We start from the raw sequence: 20,833 nt of genomic DNA, 5'->3' as shown, positions 1-20,833 counted from the left end.
AGGACTCAGCTGGTGATACAAGACCCCGTGGTCACGCCACGGGGTGACAATAAAAAATCTAGATTCCCGCTTTCGCGCGAATGACATAGAAGCAATGTAACAACGCCTCCTCACAATGATGAAGTTATATTAAAATTTAACCCTTTCTTCTTACTGCTTCTTGATTTTTAGTAGAAGGATTAGGAGTGATTTGCGGAGGTTGTATATTAGAACTTCTTAGTTTTATTGAATCTTCAAATATGGTTTTATCAAATGCTGTTGGATTGATTTTTCTGAGTTCCGCTAAATTAAAATTATTAATTTGTTGCGGTTGAACTATAATAGGCTTACCCGTAACAGGAATTAAATTTTTAAATTCAGGATTAGTTGCTACTTTATCTTTATTTTCATTTAAAAATTTTGTGAGACCTGCAGCAATGTCAGGATTTGTTAAAGCATTTGAAAAGATTTTATCATTAATTGTCTTCACTACATATCCATCACTCAGAGTAATATATGTATCTACAACTTTTCCTAATCTTTTTTCCAAATAGTTTCTACCTGTAAATATCTGCTTAAATTTTTCCCATAAAGAAGTACCTCTATCATTAACATCTTTTAATTCAGTGGCTATTTTAGTACTATTCTCAGTTAGATAAGTAGAATCTAACTTATTTAATTCCCTTATTATTTCAGGATTCTTTATGCCTGATGAGTTAGTAAGTATAATAATTTGTTCTAATTGCTTACTAATTTTATTATTTTTTTCTAATCTATTACTAATCTGCTGTACCGTATAAGTGGCTGCATTTTGTAATGCCTTAAATTCCACTTGAGATAATTGATTTACTCTTGGGATAAACTGCTTACTATTTTTATTAAATTTCTGGTTTTTATCTCCTTGCATAATAAATTTTTCATATTTCTCAAGTTTGTCTGGAGTATTTTTAGGATCTTGTTTTAAGATTTCTATAGCTTGATCTTTTACAGCCTGTGCATATTGCTCTTTAGGTATAGACTTGCCGCTTACGGCTATTAATGCTTCTTTAGTTGCTCTTATAGGATTGGCAAAGATTTCTTCTTTATCTGCTATACCCATCAATGATAATGCATCAAAAGGTCCTCCTTGATTTAGAGGGAGTACAAAACCCTTAAGTGCTGCTTCAGCCCTTGCGACATCAAACTTTAGCTTATCTGCTACACTAGGTATTAGTTTTATATCTTGTCCTAAATTGATATGCAAGTTATCTACTAATTTTTGTATATCTTTATTTTCTACAACTTCACTAATAATTTTACTGGCAAGTACTTCGAGCGTACTAGTGATATATTCTTCAGATTGTAAATATTGTTGAATAGGATCGGAAGTAACAATATTTTTATTCAAAGTATCTAATCTCCTATCTACGTTTTTTATATCAACTATTTTATCTTTTACTGCAGCCAATATCTCAGTCACTTCATCGTTTTTTTTAATAGTATTATCTATATTAGTTATAATCTCTGCCATATAATACTCATTATTAAGTTATTTGATATAATGAACTAAATTATCAAACTTTTTAACAATTCGCAACTATATTATCATATAAATCACTACTTCACTATGCCCTGACTGTTGCCCACTCTCTCTACTTTTATTAAGGTTTTCAACATGAGATATAGGGGTTGATATAGAAGACTTATAACCTTGGGGTATTGTTTTATTTTGCTTTACAATATTTGGTGCTTGTTTTTCTCTTTGTAGTTCTTCCGACAAATTTTTCGTTTCTATATGTAAACTATTACTTTTTTCAAAGTTAGCAAATGCTTTATCTATATTTTTTTAAGCATAATCCGTACCGGTAAAAACTGCTACTATTCTTTGCCATAGCTTAGGTTTGGTTACTCTTTGTAATGCTAATGCTATACTTTTCTCCCCCCATCCGTGTGTTCCTTAAATATCCAGGATTTAACTCTGCTAATACTCTTTTAGTACCATTAACAAGTACAGAATTGCAAGTAATGGGGCAAAATTCTTGATAATTTCTTTACCTTGCTCTATCATTTTTTCAGACGGTAGTTTACTTATCACTGGTAATAAAGTTTTAATTATATTAGGCTCATTTACTCCTAACTCATTAATAGACGATAAAGCTTTTGCTTCTTTTTCATTTGTTTGAAAAGTAATTTTTAAAAATTCAGCTATCTTTAATGCTGCTTGTGTTAATGCTTCTACTTGTTTTGGATCATTAATTTGTTCTTGTTTATCAAGTTTAGGGGTAGTATTTTTAGTAAGAAATTTTCTGTAGTTACCTAATGTTGTTTCTGAAACATTTTCTTTAAGGTTATCTAATGTTTTATCTATTAATTTCTCTCTATATTATGCTTTAGATATTTTTTGGTCAGCTAATTCTAACATAACTTTTTCTAATGGTTTTTTAATATCCATCACTTCATCTTCGCTTAAGCCATTACGTTTTTCGTCGTTCATCTGCTCTACTTGAGACTCACTTAAATCTATGGCAAACCAATTTAAAATTTATGAATGAAAATTAATTAAAACTTATAAAAAGAATTGTATTTTTTCATAGAAGAGGTCCTGATCGTAATTTCATCAGGGATTTCAGTTATGAACCTTGAAGGGTAAGAACGGACTATTTCATAAAATATTTTTCTGCTTTCAGCATGAGTAATGTAGAGGTCTTTTTTGGCTCTCGTAATACCAACATAAGCAATGCGGCGTTCTTCTTCTAAGCCTTTTTCGCCGTCTTCGTCTAGAGATCTTTGAGACGGAAATACCCCCTCTTCCCAGCCCGGTAAAAATACCACGTCAAACTCCAGCCCTTTAGCTGCGTGCAGGGTCATTATAGTAACAGAGCCACCGTAATTGGTTTCAAGCACTTCATTTTCCATAACTAAGCTTGAATGTTCGATAAAATCATGAACATCGTTAAATTCAGCAATAGCTCTAAGCATTTCGTTAATATTTTCGATTCTACCGAATGCTTCTTCGGTTTTTTCTTCTTGAAGCATTTCAAGATAACCGGAATCATCAAGTATTGCTTTAACTACGTTTATTGGAGCATCTATACTAAATCTTTCGTACCAATTATCGATTTTAGTAACCAAATCTTTTAGAGATTCATATGATTTTGCTTTAATCTCACCTATTTCTAGCATTTCTTTAATGGCTGCGAAATTAGAAATATTTCGCTCAAGTGCATAGACTCTAATTTTATTTAAGCTAGCTGCACCTATTGCCCTTTTCGGCACATTTATAATACGCTCAAGTGCTAGATTGTCATTTTGATTCAAAGATATACGGATATAAGCAAGCACGTCTCTTATTTCCATACGTTCATAGAACCGCAAACCGCCTATAATTTTATAAGGCATAGCACTATTTATAAACGCTTCCTCAAAACTTCTTGTTTGAAATCCGGCTCGTACTAATATTGCAATATTGCCGGCATTATACCGGTTTTCTCGCACTAACTTATCTATTTCACCGGCTATATATCTTGCTTCTTCTTTATCACTCCAACAAGAGATAATTTTTATCTTTTCACCGTTTTCCCTATCCGTCCATAACGTTTTACCGTGACGGTTTTTATTATTATTGATAACATTGGAAGCAGCAGCAAGTATTGGCAAAGTTGATCTATAATTCTGCTCTAATTTAATAATTGTTGCACCTGCAAAATCTTTTTCAAAACGTAATATATTCCCGACTTCTGCTCCTCGCCAACCATAAATAGATTGATCATCATCCCCTACACAGCAAATATTTTTATATAAACTTGCGAGCATTCTTGCCCATAAATACTGGACAACGTTAGTGTCTTGATATTCATCGATTAAAATATATCGATATTTTTCTTGGTAATATCTTAGTATTTCAGAGTTTTTAATAAAAAGCTCATTATTATAAAGTAGCAAATCTCCAAAATCTAAAACATTAGAAATAAGTAAATTTTTCTGATATTCTTCGTATACAAGTTTTGCAACCCTCTGCAGCGGTAAATTAGTATCTGATACTGATAGTTTAGTTGGTAATAATCCTTGATCTTTCCATCTAGAAATTATGATATGTATTAATTTAGGAGCATATTTTTTAGTATCAATATCTTTTAGCTTTACTATATCTTTCACTAGTTTTAATTGATCATCATGACTAATAATAGTAAATCTATTATTTAAACCAAGATTTAAATGCTCAATCTGGTCACGTAATATCCTAGCGGCCATTGAGTGGAAAGTGCCTATATTAAGACCATAGCAATTAATTAGACTATTAACTCTTTCAGCCATTTCTTTAGCAGCTTTATTAGTAAAAGTAACGGCTAGAATATTTTGAGGTGAGGCTAAATTTTGGTGAATAATATTAGCTATTCTTGAGGTAAGTACCTTTGTTTTACCTGTCCCTGCACCTGCAAGCAATAAAAGAGGTCCTTCAGTGTGAAGCACTGCTTTTTGCTGCTCTGGATTTAATGTATGTATGAAATCTTGATTTTGCATTTATTTTAAGGATGTTGTGCTATGGCTCTACTATGTCATTCCCGCTTTTGCGGGAATGACATTAAAGCATTAAAATATCACCTTATTCTTCTTAGATTTTTAATAATATACGAAATAGTAATTATCGGACTACAAATAATTATTTTAAATAACCTAAAATAAGAGCTTAAATTTCTATCTTCAATAAACCAATTATATAAATCATTTATAGGTTTAATCTCAGCAGGAATAATATATTGATCTGTAAATAATGCTTTTAAAACTCTTTTTGCCTGTTTTGCTTCTACTTTACGCTCTATTGTTAAGCTTTGATCATGTACTCGGTAGAAATATAAAGATTCCGGTATATGAGCAAATTTCGTAACAAGCCCAAACCTTAGCCAATATTCATAATCATCCACTAACTGCATATTTTCATTATATCCACCTACTTGCCTTGCTAAATCGGCTCTATATAAGAAACATGCACCGACGCAATCTCTAATCGGTAAAAACTCAGGAGGTTCTTGATAAAGTCTTATTCCTACTTTACCGTGGTCATCGATCAAAGTATAATCAGTATATACAAGCCCTATCTCAGGTGAATTATCAAGTATCTTAACCATTTTTTCTAAAGCATTTTCATGGAAAAGATTATCATCTGAAGTCCAAGTAAAATACTCCCCCTTGGCCTCTTTAAAAGCAATATTAAGACTTGCCGGTAATCTTTTATTGGTCTCATTTACTATTACCTTAATACGTGAATCCTGCTCTGCATATGTCCTAGCTACTATAACGCTATTATCTTTTGAGCAATCATCAATAATAATAAGCTCAAAGTCTTTAAAGCTTTGATTAAGGCAACTCTCAATAGCAAAAGGTAATAGCTTCTTTCTATTATAAACCGGTAAAACTATTGAGATTTTTGGAAGATTACTATGCATGTCCTCCTAACATATCAAGAGTATTTAAACTATTAATTATATTTTCTATTAGTTCTGATTCTTCAGCTTTACATCCATCTTCAAGGATTAATAATATATTGCTTAAAGCATTATTAAGCATTTTGGGTATTATAGTATTTTGCTCTTCAAATCTTTTAATTAGTTACATCAAAGGATCAACATATTCAATTTGTACTTCAATATTATCTACAAGCACTAGCATAATTTTTACTATTTAGATTATTATATGTCATTCCCGCGAAAGCGGGAATCCAGAAAAAATAATCTTAATACTGCTACAAAGAATTATATTCTTTATCTAGATTCCTGCTTTCGCAGGAATGACATAAAAGGAACCATGCGGGCATGCTTAATTCTGTAAATTTATATATTTCGTATTTAGATATTCAAATATCCCTTCAAATGAGCCTTCAACTCCAAAACCTGAAGCTTTACGTCCTGCAAAAGGTGCTTTTGCATTTGCAGGTAACGGGTCGTTAATCGATACCATACCAAAATCAAGCTTAGACGCTATCATTTGTGCCACGGATATATTATTTGAATATACATATCCTTGCAAGCCGTATTCGGTATTATTTGCACGTTCTATTACTTCATCCAAATCTTTAAATTTATAACAAGCAACTACCGGACCGAATATTTCTATTCTAAAGATATCCATATTATCCAAACAGTCAATAATAATAGTAGGCTCAATAAAATTATCAACAGTTTTACCGCCGCAAATTAATTTAGCTCCTTTACTTTGTGCATCAGCGAGTAACCTTTGTATTTTTTCTATGGCAGCAGAATTAATTAACGGACCTAAATCCGATTCCTTATCAAATCCGTCACCGGCTTTAAGCTTCGTAAATTTAGCCTTTAGAATTTCTATAAATTTTCCATATATAGATTCTTCTATAAATATTCTGTTAGGTGAAGTACAAGATTGTCCACTATTTCTAGTTTTAGCGATTACTAAATCACTTACTACTTTCTTTAAATTATTATCTGCCGTTATAATGAAAGGAGCATTGCCGCCAAGTTCCAAAGATAAACGTTTTAGAGTATTTGCGGCATTTTGATATAGAATTTTACCGACATTTGTAGAACCAGTAAATGATAATTTCCGAAGCCTAAAATCTTCACAAAAAGCCTTACCTATAATATCTGAACTACCTGTAATTACATTAAATACTCCGGCAGGCAAACCGGCATCGCTTGCAAATTTCGCAAGTACTAAAGCTGATAGAGGCGTAAGACTTGACGGTTTTAATATAACGCTGCAACCCGCAGCTATTGCAGGTACTACCTTGCGAGTAATCATTGCATTTGGAAAATTCCAAGGAGTTATAGCAGCAGACGGTCCTACAGGCTCATATTGCGTAACAATTTTATGAGTATTACTATTACCGGGTTTGATAGTCGAATGAATATTATGTATAGCATATGTATACCAATCAATAAAAGAGGCTCCATATAAAATTTCTTTTTTTGATTCAGCAAGTACTTTACCCTGCTCTAGGGTTAATATATGACTTAACTCCTCAATATTTTCAATTACTAAATTATACCATCTTCTAAGAATCGCTATTCTCGCTTCAAATGAACTTTGTGACCATAAAGAAAAACTAGTCACCGTATTATTAATCGCTGAATTAATCTCAGATAATCCTAAATTCGGAACTGTAGCAATTTCTTTTAAGGTCGCAGGATTAATAATGGATATTTGCTTCCCGCACTCTATAAATTCACCGTTTATATAATTCTTTCCCGTAATGTTTTTAAGTAAGTTCATATATTTTTACCTGCGTGGATACTAAAATCGTCATTGCGAGCAAACATTGGCGTTGTTGCATGGCTCGAGAAAAGTGTTATAAACTTATCTTAAAATTATACGGCAATACTAGCAAGAAAAATATTTATAATGAATTATTTATACCAAAATCTTCACCACCCATTTGACTTTCTAATACATCATAAGAAATATTTTCCAAATTAGCATGTTTTATAATATTAATGATATCTGCAGGAGCTATTGCGTTTAATATAAGATTCAATATTTCTTGAGGAAATTTATATCCAATATCAGATAATATAGCAGAGTTTTCAGTTATATTATAATAAAGTCATACACCTACCTTGTTTAAGTCTTCTAGAATATTTTCTCACAATAAATTTGATACTTTACCTACCTTTATAGCCTCAGCTATTTTAACCCATAACTCAGAGGGACTTATTTCTTCTTTGCCAAAAGCTATTAAATTCTTGAATGGCTCTAAATAATTACCTTTAACTCCTTTAATATTTCCCCATGCATACTCAATAACCTCAGATGAAATAGCAGAGTAATATTTTTTCTTAGGATTTATTAATTGTGACTCTAAAGAGATCACAGCTGAGAGCAATACTTTTTGTCTAAGTTATTAAATAACCACCTTTATTAAGATTTATACTTGCTCACAGCCAACCATTTGAGTCATCTCCATTAAAAATCCAATTCTGATGTAACATTGAGTCCAAAGTCAAATTTTTAAATATATTAGTAGTCGTAGGCTTATCGGTAGCTAACCTAATATCAGGAGCCTTTATCACTTGATCATATCTAACTCCGGTTATTTCTAACTCTGTAAATTTTTCACTTTGGCTATTTGGATAAAAATGATTTAAGTAAAATTTTATTGCAGAATATATTAAAAATTTTTGTGAAAATACGGCTTCTGCTAGCTCTATTTCTAAATTAGCATTTTTCAATTCTTCTAAATTTTGTATGTTAAAACTACCTCATCCAACTAAAAATTTCATAAGTAATGGATATGTATCAATATTTTGTTTTTGTGGTGGTATATTTGTTCCAAGTCATTATATATTTGTACCTAATTAAATTAATACATAATGACTATAATAAGTGTCTTACTAAATGCAACAATTTTGTATTAACTTATATGTTAATTTACAGCTAAAAAATCTAAATTATTTATTTAGAAATTTTTCAGCCTCAAGAGCCGCCATACAGCCTGTTCCTGCAGCAGTTACTGCTTGTCTATAAATTTTATCCTGAACGTCACCAGCAGCAAAAACACCTTCTACACTAGTTCTAGTAGTGCCTGACTTCGTGATGATATAATTATCATCATCCATTACAATTTGTCCGGTAAATAGCCCCGTATTCGGTGCATGCCCAATAGCTATAAATACACCGCTACAATTCAATAAACTAATCTCTTTGGTGTGAACATTTTGAATTTTAACTCCAGTAACGGATTTTGGTTTATTGCTACCTACAATCTCATCTACTACATGATCCCAAATTACTGATATTTTAGAATTTTTAAATAATCGATCCTGTAATATTTTCTCAGCTCTAAAACTATCTCTTCTATGCACTATAGTGACTTTGTTAGCATGATTGGTTAAGTATAAAGCTTCTTCTACTGCACTATTTCCTCCCCCTACTACAACTATTTCTTGATTCTTAAAAAAGAAACCATCGCAAGTAGCACATGCCGAAACACCAAAACCACGAAATTTCTGCTCTGAAGCTATACCAAGCCATTTTGCTTCCGCACCGGTACAAATGATTATGCTCTCCGCGTCATATTCATTTCCTGCTCCTGTAAATACTTTAAAAGGTCTTTTTGATAAATCCACCTTTTCTACGTAATCACTAACAATTTCCGTACCGACATTTTTAGCCTGCATAGACATCTGCTCCATAAGCCAAGGTCCTTGCACCGTTTCCGCAAATCCTGGATAGTTCTCAACATCGGTGGTAATTGTAAGCTGCCCGCCTGGCTGCATACCATTTATTAATATTGGTTTTAAAGCAGCTCTAGCTGTATAAATAGCGGCACTTAAGCCCGCAGGTCCTGAACCTATTATTAGTACTTTAGTAGTAATTTTCATAATTATTATTTATTAATTTAAATGATGCCTATGTCATTCATGCGAAAGCAGGAATCCAGAAAAACATATAAAAAACAGTTTTTTTATATGTTTATTGTATTAAATATGTAATTTTTGTACTAAGATTAAGGTTATTTGGATTCCCGCTTCCGCGGGAATGACATCCTGAACGTTCGTACAATACAAGGTCACACAATCTAAGACTTCTTTTCTAACCAAGATTTGACATAGTTAATTTCTTCAAGATTCATTAAAGAAGGAGCATGACCGGCATATTTTATTTCATAAAGATCAAAAATTTTTGTTTCTTTCATCTTTTTAATAGTAGATTTTGTTAAAATTTGAGATTTCATCCCATGAATTACTAATATTTTACATTTTATTTTATTCCATACAGACCATAGTTTAATATCTTCCTGGTCACTAGCATTTTTCATTCCTTTTGTTATAGCAGGATCATAATTCATTTTATATTTTCCGCCGAATGTAGAAATTACACTATATTTTGTTAAATAATCCCAATCTTCTTCATCTTTAATACCGCTTTGTGCATAAATAAGTTTTAAATGTTCTTTTGCACTAGCCAAATCATCTAAGAGTATCGTTTTTTTAGCATAACCTCCAATTTTAATTAAAGGAGCAGCATCAATAAACGCCCCTATATCATTTAATATTAAGGCTTTAAAAATATTTTTATATTTACTGGCAAGTACCATACCTATAATACCACCCATTGAAGTACCAAGCCAAATAGGATTTTTGATATTTAGCCTTTTAAAAAAAAATAACGTATCTTTAATATAAGTCGTATAGTTATAATGATTAGCTTTTTTAAAATTTTCGCTATCACTGCGACCGGGATAATTTATTGCAATTACTCTATAATTTTTACTCAACTCTTTAGCTATTTTATCAAAATCATGAGCATTTCTAGTTAAACCGTGAGCACATACTATTATATTTTTATTTTTAGGATCACCGAATTCCAAATAAGAAATTTTATGTTTCGGTATATATTGAAGAGGTAATAAATTAATATAGGGACCAATTTTTATTGAATTAATTTTCATATGAACCTATTAATACCAATTTAGAATAAATTGTAAAAAAATCATTGTCATCAATTGACATCATGTTATTAATTTAAGTCACTTAAAAATATACTGACTATGGTCGGCATATATATAACTACAAAAAGCAAAGATAAAAACACAGTAGCTGCAACTTTTTCAGGGTAAAATTTCTGTAAATTTGCTATAACTATAGTATTTGCTGCGAGTGGTGCCGTAGAAAGTAGTTTTAGGGCATTATAGTAATCATTGTTATACCATTGTGTTACAAAATGATCAAACAGGATAAATAACCCTACTCCCAAAGGATAGAATAGAAATTTAGCAGCAAAAGTAGCAAGAGTAAATTTGATATCGACTTCAAATTTTTGTAGAGACGAAAGAGCAAGACCCACCATCACCATACCGAGTATCGAAAAAGAGCCTTTCATATTATATATAAAATCATCTAAAAAATCCGGTAAAGTAAAACCGCAAAAACTAAATAAACACCCCAAGAAAAAAGCGTTTAAAATCGGTAATTTTACTACTTTTAATATACTATCGGTGGTATTAGCAAAGCTCCTCATACAAATATAAAAGCCGACAGAACATTCATAAATATTCACTCCTATAACAGCCATCATGTAAATACTTAATGTATAATCATCAAAAAGTGCTGCAGCTATAGGCAACATAAAATACCCGCCATTTGCCGTACCTGCAGACAAAGCTATAATATTACGTGTATGATCCTGCCAAAATTTACCAAAAAAATAATAAGAAAAGAGCGATAAGAGTGTTGCAATTACAAATGTTACAACCGTAACGCTTAATGCCGCAAGTGTTAAGGTTGTACTAGCAGGTATCGTAAAAAATACTATAGGCGATATAAAATAGAATAGTAACGAAGAGATACTATCTCTTTCAACATTTGAATATTTACCTGCTAAAAATCCTATTACTACACTTAATAATACCGAAACGGTTTTAAAAAAAACTATACTAAAGATTATCATGTAATGAGCTAAAGATATAATTACTTATAATATATGAGGTTTTATTTTTTTTCACTAAATTTTAAGATTTTTACTTCATCAGACCAAAATAAATTTCTAATTGAAACTTTAAAAACTTTATGTGATTTATATGAAATTTTCATATTTATTGGTATTGCTCGCGTGGAGTCATATATCATTCCCGCGGAGGCATTGTTGCATGGATACCTATGTCATTCCTGCTTTCGCAGGAATGACATAAGGAATAACACACGAAGCTACTTCGGAAATTATAGGCATATGTAAATTATATTTTTTTATCAAATCCAAAACTAATTTTAATGCTTCTCTTCCCTCTACTAGCTCTTTATATTCCTGTAAAAATTTCTTTTTATCGCTACTAATTCCAAGTTCATAACCAAATTTTGTATTACGTGAACCTAACGAATAACAAGTAAGCACTAAATCGCCTACTACACCCTCTAGTAAAATATCAGAATTTTTTTGCATACCACCTAACGCTTTCGACAAAATAGCAATTTCTTTTAAGGCAACTACTATAAGCGTTGCTCTTGCATTTTCGCCCTGCTTTCTTGCTAAATCAATCCCGCTTTTAATGGCAAAAATATTTTTTAAAGCTCCTGCTACCTGTAATGTTACAATATCGCTTGACACATTAGTAGTAAAAATTTTTGAACTTAGGTTATAAGCTATTTTATTTGCTATATCTATATCTAAACTTGCAATACTTGCCGAAGCAGGTAAATTTTTAGCAAGTTCTTTTGCTAGATTCGGACCTACAAAAAACGCTGTAGGACTATGCGGTAATAGAGTTTTTAACCTATCTGAAAATAATGCGGTAGGATTACGGGCAAAGCCTTTTGTTGCAATTAGAAGAGTATTGCCTTTAGAAAGGCTGTGAGTTTTTAATAATTTTATTGAGTCATCAAAAGCGTAAGACGGCACTGCAATAATAATTAGTTCAAAATCTTTAATTATATCTAAGTTTGTAGTAGCCTGTAAATGAGCAGGTAATTTAATATCCCCTAAATATTTTACATTAGTTTTGTTATATAAAATTTCCTTTGCTATTGCCTCATCACGTAAAAATAAAGTAACGTTATTACAGTTTTGTGCTGCTAAAGAAGCAAGGCTAGTACCGAAACTCCCTCCCCCATAAACCGCAATATTTTTAAATTTGTTCATGTGCTTATTTTTTCTTTGTCACTTGCAGGTTTGTAGGTATCGTTGCTTGGCTTGTTTATGTCATGCTCACGAAGGCGGGAATCCAGTAAAACCATATAAAAACAAGTTTTTATATGGTTTTTTTATCAAATATGTAACTTCTGTATCAATATTGAAGTTGCGTTTCTGGATTCCCGCTTCCGTGGGAATGACATTGAGCGAATTTCTCGAGCCATAAAACAATACCTACTCACAATAACAATTTCACTACTCCACAGCTTTCTCAAGATTTACTATTATAACGGGTGACTTATTAATTTCTTGTTTTAAGGTTTTACGGATTGTTCCTTTTATTGCCTCGATTACTTGTTCATCCGACAATGCTTTTTTAGCCTGTTTATGTTGAATGGTAACAAGTTCTTTAATGTCGTTTTTAATGAGGTTAACTAATGCCATATCCTCTTTCGGATCAAGGAGCCCGGGCATAGACAGCATTGGGTTTGCAGCAAGCAGTCCTTTTTTATTAATGACTACTGATGCTACCACGATACCCGACTCACGCATACGTCTTCTAGCTTTGAAAATCGGAGATTCAACGGGCAGCAAATAATTACCGTCAACAGCTAAATAACCGTTTTCAACCTTTGAAATTACTTTTGCATTATTAGGTTCAAGTAGTACTACACTACCATTTTCAACCTCTACTACCTGTTTTATGCCGTTTTTCTTAGCAAGCTTAACATGTTCATGAATATGTACAGGCTCGCCGTGAACAGGTATACAAATATTCGGTCTAATTAGAGAATACATTTTTTGTAGCTCGTCAATCGATGGATGTCCTGAAACATGTACAAAATGGTCTCGCTCGGTAATAACTTCTACACCGGCTTTAACAAATATATTAAATAGCCTGAATATTTTCTTTTCATTACCCGGAATAATTTTTGAAGAAAAAATCATTGTATCCTTAGGAACAAGCTTTATAGACGGATGAGAATTACTAGCCAGTTTTGCGGTAGCAGCCATAGGCTCACCTTGACAACCGGTAGCAATTACTAATAATTCTTCTCTTCTAAATCTGCTAACATCACGTTCACTAATTAGAGGAGTAATATCTTTCAAATAGCCGCTTTCCTGCGCAGCAAGCATCATACGGTGCAAACTTCTACCGGTTAAGACTACTTTTCTACCCGCAAGCCCTGCAGCATGAATTATTGTATCAAGCCGTGCTAAATTAGAGGCAAAGGTTGAAACTACTACCATTTGAGGACAACCGGCTATAATATCTACTAAACTTTTTCTAACATCCCCCTCAGAACCTGAGCTTCCTTTATTAAATACGTTAGTTGAATCACAAACAAGTGCAAGAACCCCTTCATCTCCGTAAGATTTTAAAAGCTCCTCATCGGCTTTTTTCCCAAGTATCGGATCGTTATCAAATTTCCAATCCCCCGTATGTAAAATATTACCTGCATCCGTACGGATCATAATTGCTTGCATTTCAGGAGCCGAGTGAGTCAGTGGTACCATCTCTAAGGAAAAAGGATCTAGATTTATTTTACTACCGGGTTTTACTTCATGAATTTTTATATTTTTAGCAAAATCATATTCATTTAAACGAATTTTTAGAAAATTTGCTGTAAAAGTAGTAATATAAATAGGACATTTAAGTCTATTCCATAAATATTGGACTCCACCTAAATGATCCTCGTGCGCATGAGTTAAAATCAGACCTACTATATCTTTTTTATATTTCTCGATAAAGCTGCTATCAGCAATTATCATATCAACACCGGGTAAATAATCATCGGCAAAACCACTACCACAATCAATCATTAACCATTTACCTTGATAATGGTAAAGATTAAGATTCATACCTATTTCATTAGATCCCCCTAGCGGTACAAATAGCAGATCATTTTTATGATTTTTGATGTTGAATGATGACATAATTTAACTTAATATTTATTTTATTACTTTATTCTTATAACTTATTATTAGTTAAGCGTCTATATATTAAAAAAGAAATTCATATTATGAATATAAATAAAATAGCATTGATTTATAACCACAATTCCAAACATGTAGCTATTATAGAGGAAATAAAAAAACTCTATAATTATTGTAAAATAGAGGAAGCGGAGGTCATTATCGTAATAGGCGGAGATGGAGAATTACTACATAATATTCACCGCTATATGCATCTTAATATACCTTTTTACGGAGTAAATTTAGGAAGTCTCGGCTTTTTAATGAATCCTTTAGATACCAAAAAATTATTACAAAATATACATGAAAGTACGGTTTCTATCCTAAATCCTCTTCTTATGCAAGTCGAAGATACGAGCGGTCAAATATATACGGCACTTGCTATTAACGAAGTATCGATATTTCGTAAAACTAATCAAGCTGCTAAATTTAGAATAGAAGTAAACGGGATAGAGAGAATGAGCGAATTAGTAGCAGACGGAGCTTTAGTTGCAACACCTGCCGGAAGTAGTGCTTATAATTTATCTGCCAGCGGTCCTATTTTACCGCTTGAGTCAAACATGTTATGCCTAACCCCTATCTGCTCATTTAGACCGCGTAGATGGCACGGTGCTTTACTGCTTGCATCTGCTACGATTAAATTTGAAATACTTAATACAAATAAACGACCGGTAAATGCTACTGCCGACTTTCAGGAGTTTAATAATATCACAAATGTTACCGTTAAATCTACTAAGGATAAGCCTATCAAACTGCTCTTTAATAAAAACCATACGCTGGAAGATAGAATTATTAAAGAGCAATTCGGTGGGTAATTATTAAAAAATATTAATAATTTTTTGACTAAGAATTAAACTAATGTATAATGCCTTGTTAAAAATAACTAGGCATCATATATGAAATCAAAAAAGTCTTCTATTAACTTTTCTGAAAATAACCATATTTTATGGTTACCACGTGAAGCTCCAATATTACCTTAAATCCAGCTATAGCATAGTACTCAGCAATAGTTAAGGATTTTGATATAAAAAATAATTATTTAAGAACTATTGAAGAAATACAAAATTCAAAATTAGCTTCAGAATTTGCTAATTTAGCAATTAAGCAGATAAAAGAGGTAAAAACCCCAAAAAAGCTATTGGAATGTGTATTAAAAAATACAGTTACGAAGAACTTAAAAATCATGAGTAGTGAATATAATGCTTTAATTAATAAAAATTCTAAAGTAGAAATATTTTTTGAATACAAACCTAGCTCCAATTCTTCTAACCCTATCACTAAGATTATCAATAAATTTATCGCTAAGAAAAATATTTTTCGTTTAGCCGTAGTAGAAAAGAATATTGCATTAATGGAAGAAGTAGCTAAAGATATACTTAAATCAGCACCTATAGTTTTAAATGTACCTAAAACTCAAGGAGAATGGTATCAACAATATCTAAATATTATTGCAGAAATTTTATTATTTGTAAAACCTGAATTGCAACCTGATATTATTAAACAATTAGCAAATATAGAAGATTTTGCTATTCTAGGCTCTTTTTCTGAAATATTGCTTGCTACCAAAAAATATGATGAAATAATAACATTACTTGTACCACGACTAGCGAATCTAGTAAACAATGAGCAAAAACAGGAAAGTAAATTCATCTATTTTTGCCTTTATAATCTATCAGTAGCCTATAATAATACAGGAAAATTATCATTAGACGAAGAGCAATTATTACGCATTTTAAAGATCGCCCAAACGATAGCGATTCAATCTATAGCTTATTTAATATAAATTTACTTAACGAAAGGGCAACAGCAACAAAAAATTTAATCACAAATGCTCCTACAGATATCAAAATTTTGACAGCAATGAGTTTTAATTTAGCTGAAATTGCTGAAGCTAAATTAAATCTAATTAACCAAGACAATTTATCTAAAGATAGTAAAGAACAGTTTCGATGTTTTCAATATATTGCCAAATACAATCAATATTCTGCTGCTGAGAAAATTGTGCATGAAGCAAACCTAAAGGATGAGTGAATCGAAATTAGCAACTCTATTAGTGGTGTTATATTACTATCTACAACAGCCTTATATACCAAACAATATGAATTAGCTAAACAATTTATACAAAAAATACCTAAAAATAAAATAACTCCATATCTCAGTAATATCTTCCAGGCAATAGAATTTTTATTAAATCCTGAAGAATATATTAACCAAATTCATATCGAAGCTCTTGTTAGCAACCTTAATTTTGCACAAGCACAAGCTATAGCAAAAATTAATAAGATTATCACTTGTTTAATCGCAATTAAGAAATACAACTTAGCGTTAAAGAAAGTTGAGGAAATTTTACAATATGATAATAAAAATCAGGAAGCCATTGAGATTAGATAAGAATCAATGTGATAAATTTATTTATAAATGCCTTAAAGAAAGATATAATATATAGACAACAGGGGGATAACGGAGTTAAATTTATCGGTAAAAAAGTAGTTGACATTAAAATTGATGGTGACCAGCGTTTATTCACAAATATATTACATTCAAACGAACAAGGTGAATTACTGATACATTTTGATCATCAAAGAAATCATAACGATGTAATAAAATTCGCCGGCGAACATCATCTAGAATTTCATCACGATTCACTATAACTTTAATAAAATTATTAATGTTTACTCAAAAGGTTGGCGTAGGTTAATAGCGGCAGATACGGTACCCTCGTCTAAATAATCCAGTTCCCCTCCGATCGGTATACCGCTAGCAAGGCGAGAAATTTTAGCAGGATGCTCTTTTAAATATTCTGTAATAAAATAAGCAGTAGTCTGACCTTCTAAAGTAGAATTAGTAGCAATAATAACTTCTTTAATATTTTCTGCAAAACATCTTGTAAGTAGTTCAGGTAACCGAAGTATGCTGGGGTTTTGTCTACTAGCTGCCGATAAATTATGACCGAGTACATGATATAAACCTTTAAAATTACCGCTACGCTCCATTGCCCATAATTCAGCTACAGTTTCGACAATAGCAATAATTGATTTATCTCTATATTCAGAAGAACAAATACGGCAAATATTTTCCGTATCCATATTACCGCAAATCTCGCATTTTACTATTTTCTTATCTATATCTACAAGATTATTAATCAGGCTTTTTAACCTTACATCTTTATCTTGCAATAGGTAAAGCGCTATACGCCTTGCCGATCTAATACCAAGACCGGGTAATTTTGAAAAAAGATAAATTAGCTGATCTATATCATTATCATTTGTTTCATTCATAAATATACTCGTTTAATTTGAAAAATGAGCTACGTCGTATTATAAGAACTGCGGTACTCACCTATTAAGTGTATATGCTCCACTCCTCGCCTTATATACTCCTTACTCTTTTCCAAATTAAACTTCGTCTATTACTTAGTATTACTTAGGAGTATATTTAAGACTTAATAACGACGGTTCCGGCTATTTTATCATGTAATGCTTGTTTTTTAGAAGAAAAAAGTATGAAAAAAATACCGATAGGAAAAGTCATATACCCTAAAAATCTTTTAATTAACTGCTTTAAGGTCGGACGATTTAATGTTACGGCATCTACGATTTTCATATGTAAAAACATTTTACTAAGCGTTGCACCTTTATAATACCAAAGCGTTATGAAATATGAGCCTATTACTAATATATTAGTAGCAAAAATTGAAATATTAAACCAAATATATTTATTAAAATTTCCTGCTTTAAGATATTCATAAAATTCCTGACTCATAACAGAGTTAAGCATTTCATTGGGATTATGAAGATTAATGTTAATGCTAAGGAAATAATCATTAAAGAACAACCATAATAAATTAAAAGAACAAAATTGTGATATTGGGATTGCTATAAAGGCAAATACTGATAAATCAAGTGCCGTAGAAAAAATTCGTGCTATAAAATCAGGATAAATAATTTGCTTTTTCATTGCCAGTTACTTTATTTTGGTGTTAGATAGTAAGGGTTATGGCAATCTCAGGATTTTGGCATGAGATTGCTTCGTCAAAACTTACAGTTTTTCCTCGCAATGACGATTAATACCCCTAATCAAAATTCAATATATTACATTCATGAATCAATTTGAAGCATATAGTTTATTATTTGTTGATAGTTTTGTCTCAAATCTTGTTATAGGTTTTCAGAATGAATTAATATTTCATTCTATGAAAATGTTCGGAGGCTATAATAGTTTAATAATGCTGTTAGTAGCTATTTGTGCTTCTCTTAGCGGTAATGCAATCAATTATATTTTTGGAAAAATAGTTTTAAATATCTTTTATGCTTCCAAAAATATACAAAATATTTTAAGACATAAAAATTTAACAAAACTATATTATAAATATGAGATATTTATAATGTTCTTAATGGCATTTTCTTTTTGGGGAAGCTTTATTTCTTTATTCTCCGGTTTTTTTAAAACAAAATTTCTAAAATTTTTAGGTATTGGTTGTTTGGCAAAAGCATGCTATTATGCCTTAGAATTGTATATATTTTTTAACGCATGAAAAAATTAACCAAAACTCATTCTCATAGACAACAAAAATTAGCAAGCATTATAAATGAAGCATTAATAGAAATTCTAAGGCGTGGCAAAATGCTGGATAGCAGACTTTTTGATTGTCCTCTCACTATTACGAAAGTTATAGTTACTGCTGATCTCAAAATAGCTAATTGTTATTTCTTGCCTTTTAATACTAAACTAACAATAGATGAAATTATGGATGCATTAAATAATTCTAAAAATGCTATCAGAACTTTTATTACTAATAAAATAAATATGAAATTCTCGCCTGATATAAGATTTCATTACGATCACGGATTTGATAATGCTATAAAAGTGGCACACTTATTAAAAGATCTCTGAATATAAGAATCTAATAATTTATTAAAAAAATTATTATTAATAAATTGTTTTAATATTTAGGTTATTGTAACATGCCATATTTTAATCAGTAATATTATAACTTAAATATGGCATAACAAAATAGATAACTTAAAAGAAATAAAAGGATTAACAGGTTTACGCGGGTATACTGCATTATGGGTATTCTTCTTAACACGCCACATATAATTTGGCCAGGTAACTCAATTGGAATGAATATAGCAAGACTTGGCAGTCTTGGGGTTGTAATATTTTTTGTGTTATCCGGCTTTATTTTATGTTATGTATATAATACTAGATTATATACGCATACCGTTAGTTATAAAAGTTTTTTATTTGCACGTATTGCCAGAGTTTATCCCTTACATTTATTTATGCTTTTATGCGTATTAATGCAGAGTCGATGTTTCCAGCAATTCTTTCACCCTCCGATAATTCTTATACTTTTCTTCTTAATGTGTTCCTTATTCAAGCATGGGGGTTCACGGATTTAGTATCTTGGAATCAACCTTCATGTACAATAAGTACGGCAATGTTTGCATATTAATTATTTCCTTTTTTAATATCATTGATGCAAAGATTATCAATAATTAAGTTATTGATAATCTTGTTATTTATATCTTATGGGATAATTTCTGTTCCTTATGCTTTTCAATGGCTGCAGACCCATATTAGTAACGAAAGAGTACAATTTGTTTACGGTAAAAGCTTAATAATGTTTTTAGGTGTATTTATTTTTGGTTGTATAACATTTTTTATTACAAAATATATAAAATCTTTGAAACTTAATTATATTATATATGATATTATTACATTTGTAGGAATTGCTGTTTTTGCTTATATTTTTATTATAATTAATGTAGAAACACTTTGGTGGCTTGCAGTTGGCTCATCCTTAATAATTATTGGAACATCTAATGATTCAGGATTAAGTAAACTTATTTACGGTAATCCAATAACATATTTTCTAGATCAAATTTCATATGTTTTATACCTTTCTGCTTTAACTACAGAATTTTTTGTAGCATATTACTGGATTTATCCAACTCCTTTATGGCTTAAATTTGCTACTTCGGTTACAATAGCTACTATTTTGCATTATATAATTGAATTACCAACTCGCCAGTTCATTCGTCAATTAAAAGTGAATAGATAGGTGCTAGGGGATAAACGCAATCATTGAAAACAATAATTATCCGTTATACTAAAAACGCTTAAAAATTAAGCTTTAGTACAACAGCCTCCTAGCATAAATGGACTAAAGGCTATAATAAATGTTTTGCAATGATAGAGTTTAAACATTATTTACAAAACGATAAATATCATAATAATTAAAATAATCAAGATATTTTAGTTATTTTTTAAATTTTAAGTATAACTCAAATAAAAATAA

23 protein-coding genes and 1 pseudogene are annotated in these 20,833 nt (G+C 31.0%); 8 read left to right on the top strand and 16 right to left on the bottom strand.

The window, feature by feature from the left end:
- Positions 1-136 precede the first annotated feature (136 nt).
- The 14 genes from TENJIKU01_RS01135 to TENJIKU01_RS01070 all read right to left on the bottom strand — a co-directional run bounded on the left by TENJIKU01_RS01135 (position 137) and on the right by TENJIKU01_RS01070 (position 14,490).
- Entirely contained in the window at positions 137-1,489 is a 1,353-nt protein-coding gene (locus TENJIKU01_RS01135) for a hypothetical protein (RefSeq protein ID WP_064428886.1), read from the bottom strand.
- Positions 1,490-1,555: 66 nt separating this feature from the next.
- Entirely contained in the window at positions 1,556-1,738 is a 183-nt protein-coding gene (locus tag TENJIKU01_RS01130; RefSeq protein WP_064428885.1) for a hypothetical protein, read from the bottom strand.
- 779 nt (positions 1,739-2,517) lie between these two features.
- Positions 2,518-4,479, bottom strand: a complete 1,962-nt coding sequence (pcrA, locus tag TENJIKU01_RS01120; protein WP_064428884.1) for a DNA helicase PcrA — start codon at positions 4,477-4,479, stop codon at positions 2,518-2,520.
- A 77-nt stretch (positions 4,480-4,556) separates the two neighbouring features.
- The gene (locus tag TENJIKU01_RS01115) at positions 4,557-5,402 is read right to left on the bottom strand and encodes a glycosyltransferase (protein WP_064428883.1); all 846 of its coding nucleotides are present in this window, start codon (positions 5,400-5,402) and stop codon (positions 4,557-4,559) included.
- A complete protein-coding gene (locus tag TENJIKU01_RS10065) occupies positions 5,395-5,523 on the bottom strand; it encodes a hypothetical protein (protein WP_255374147.1) in 129 nt (42 codons plus the stop codon). Before TENJIKU01_RS10065 ends, TENJIKU01_RS01115 begins: the two co-directional genes overlap by 8 nt.
- Positions 5,524-5,772: 249 nt before the next feature.
- The gene (locus TENJIKU01_RS01105; protein WP_064428882.1) at positions 5,773-7,200 is read right to left on the bottom strand and encodes an NAD-dependent succinate-semialdehyde dehydrogenase; all 1,428 of its coding nucleotides are present in this window, start codon (positions 7,198-7,200) and stop codon (positions 5,773-5,775) included.
- A gap of 124 nt (positions 7,201-7,324) precedes the next feature.
- Positions 7,325-7,462: a hypothetical protein gene (locus TENJIKU01_RS08760; protein ID WP_172795005.1), complete on the bottom strand. Its 138-nt coding sequence runs from the start codon at positions 7,460-7,462 to the stop codon at positions 7,325-7,327.
- Between the two features lie 108 nt (positions 7,463-7,570).
- A complete protein-coding gene (locus TENJIKU01_RS01100; protein ID WP_064428881.1) occupies positions 7,571-7,798 on the bottom strand; it encodes a hypothetical protein in 228 nt (75 codons plus the stop codon).
- A 64-nt stretch (positions 7,799-7,862) separates the two neighbouring features.
- Entirely contained in the window at positions 7,863-8,156 is a 294-nt protein-coding gene (locus TENJIKU01_RS01095; RefSeq protein ID WP_064428880.1) for a hypothetical protein, read from the bottom strand.
- Positions 8,157-8,375: 219 nt separating this feature from the next.
- Positions 8,376-9,308, bottom strand: coding sequence for a thioredoxin-disulfide reductase (trxB, locus tag TENJIKU01_RS01090; protein ID WP_014273478.1), 933 nt, complete (start codon positions 9,306-9,308; stop codon positions 8,376-8,378).
- A 197-nt stretch (positions 9,309-9,505) separates the two neighbouring features.
- The gene (locus TENJIKU01_RS01085; protein ID WP_064428879.1) at positions 9,506-10,378 is read right to left on the bottom strand and encodes an alpha/beta fold hydrolase; all 873 of its coding nucleotides are present in this window, start codon (positions 10,376-10,378) and stop codon (positions 9,506-9,508) included.
- Between the two features lie 68 nt (positions 10,379-10,446).
- Entirely contained in the window at positions 10,447-11,376 is a 930-nt protein-coding gene (locus tag TENJIKU01_RS01080) for an AEC family transporter (protein ID WP_064428878.1), read from the bottom strand.
- Positions 11,377-11,583: 207 nt separating this feature from the next.
- The gene (locus TENJIKU01_RS01075; protein WP_064428877.1) at positions 11,584-12,561 is read right to left on the bottom strand and encodes an NAD(P)H-dependent glycerol-3-phosphate dehydrogenase; all 978 of its coding nucleotides are present in this window, start codon (positions 12,559-12,561) and stop codon (positions 11,584-11,586) included.
- A 246-nt stretch (positions 12,562-12,807) separates the two neighbouring features.
- Positions 12,808-14,490: a ribonuclease J gene (locus TENJIKU01_RS01070; protein WP_064428876.1), complete on the bottom strand. Its 1,683-nt coding sequence runs from the start codon at positions 14,488-14,490 to the stop codon at positions 12,808-12,810.
- 86 nt (positions 14,491-14,576) lie between these two features.
- Here TENJIKU01_RS01070 and TENJIKU01_RS01065 point away from each other — a divergent pair, with 86 nt between their 5' ends.
- The 4 genes from TENJIKU01_RS01065 to TENJIKU01_RS01055 all read left to right on the top strand — a co-directional run bounded on the left by TENJIKU01_RS01065 (position 14,577) and on the right by TENJIKU01_RS01055 (position 17,180).
- The gene (locus TENJIKU01_RS01065; RefSeq protein ID WP_064428875.1) at positions 14,577-15,344 is read left to right on the top strand and encodes an NAD kinase; all 768 of its coding nucleotides are present in this window, start codon (positions 14,577-14,579) and stop codon (positions 15,342-15,344) included.
- A gap of 368 nt (positions 15,345-15,712) precedes the next feature.
- The gene (locus tag TENJIKU01_RS09350; protein WP_227779799.1) at positions 15,713-16,312 is read left to right on the top strand and encodes a hypothetical protein; all 600 of its coding nucleotides are present in this window, start codon (positions 15,713-15,715) and stop codon (positions 16,310-16,312) included.
- Between the two features lie 77 nt (positions 16,313-16,389).
- Positions 16,390-16,560 (top strand): hypothetical protein, encoded by a 171-nt coding sequence (locus TENJIKU01_RS08755; RefSeq protein ID WP_172795004.1) that lies wholly within the window; start codon positions 16,390-16,392, stop codon positions 16,558-16,560.
- Between the two features lie 368 nt (positions 16,561-16,928).
- Entirely contained in the window at positions 16,929-17,180 is a 252-nt protein-coding gene (locus TENJIKU01_RS01055) for a hypothetical protein (protein ID WP_227779797.1), read from the top strand.
- A gap of 21 nt (positions 17,181-17,201) precedes the next feature.
- On the opposite strand, the gene recR is transcribed toward TENJIKU01_RS01055, so the two are convergent.
- Positions 17,202-17,807, bottom strand: a complete 606-nt coding sequence (recR, locus tag TENJIKU01_RS01050) for a recombination mediator RecR (protein WP_064428874.1) — start codon at positions 17,805-17,807, stop codon at positions 17,202-17,204.
- Between the two features lie 157 nt (positions 17,808-17,964).
- Complete coding sequence (locus tag TENJIKU01_RS01045) at positions 17,965-18,486, bottom strand: RDD family protein (protein WP_064428873.1); 522 nt, start codon at positions 18,484-18,486, stop codon at positions 17,965-17,967.
- 142 nt (positions 18,487-18,628) lie between these two features.
- On the opposite strand from TENJIKU01_RS01045, the gene TENJIKU01_RS01040 reads away from it, so the two are divergent.
- The 4 genes and pseudogenes from TENJIKU01_RS01040 (at position 18,629) to TENJIKU01_RS01030 (ending at position 20,596) form a co-directional block, all read left to right on the top strand.
- The gene (locus TENJIKU01_RS01040; RefSeq protein ID WP_064428872.1) at positions 18,629-19,063 is read left to right on the top strand and encodes a YqaA family protein; all 435 of its coding nucleotides are present in this window, start codon (positions 18,629-18,631) and stop codon (positions 19,061-19,063) included.
- Positions 19,060-19,422, top strand: coding sequence for a 30S ribosome-binding factor RbfA (gene rbfA, locus TENJIKU01_RS01035; RefSeq protein ID WP_064428871.1), 363 nt, complete (start codon positions 19,060-19,062; stop codon positions 19,420-19,422). The genes TENJIKU01_RS01040 and rbfA overlap by 4 nt, the downstream gene beginning before the upstream one ends.
- Positions 19,423-19,598: 176 nt before the next feature.
- Positions 19,599-19,823 (top strand): annotated as a pseudogene (locus TENJIKU01_RS10505) (acyltransferase family protein); the annotation flags it as partial.
- A gap of 224 nt (positions 19,824-20,047) precedes the next feature.
- Positions 20,048-20,596 carry a hypothetical protein gene (locus TENJIKU01_RS01030; protein WP_064428870.1) on the top strand — a complete coding sequence of 183 codons (549 nt, stop codon included), beginning with the start codon at positions 20,048-20,050 and terminating at the stop codon, positions 20,594-20,596.
- Positions 20,597-20,833: the final 237 nt, after the last annotated feature.

This window comes from Rickettsia sp. Tenjiku01 (assembly GCF_001653015.1).
Taxonomy (GTDB): domain Bacteria; phylum Pseudomonadota; class Alphaproteobacteria; order Rickettsiales; family Rickettsiaceae; genus Rickettsia; species Rickettsia rickettsii.
This window is presented reverse-complemented; position numbering and strand designations above follow the sequence as displayed.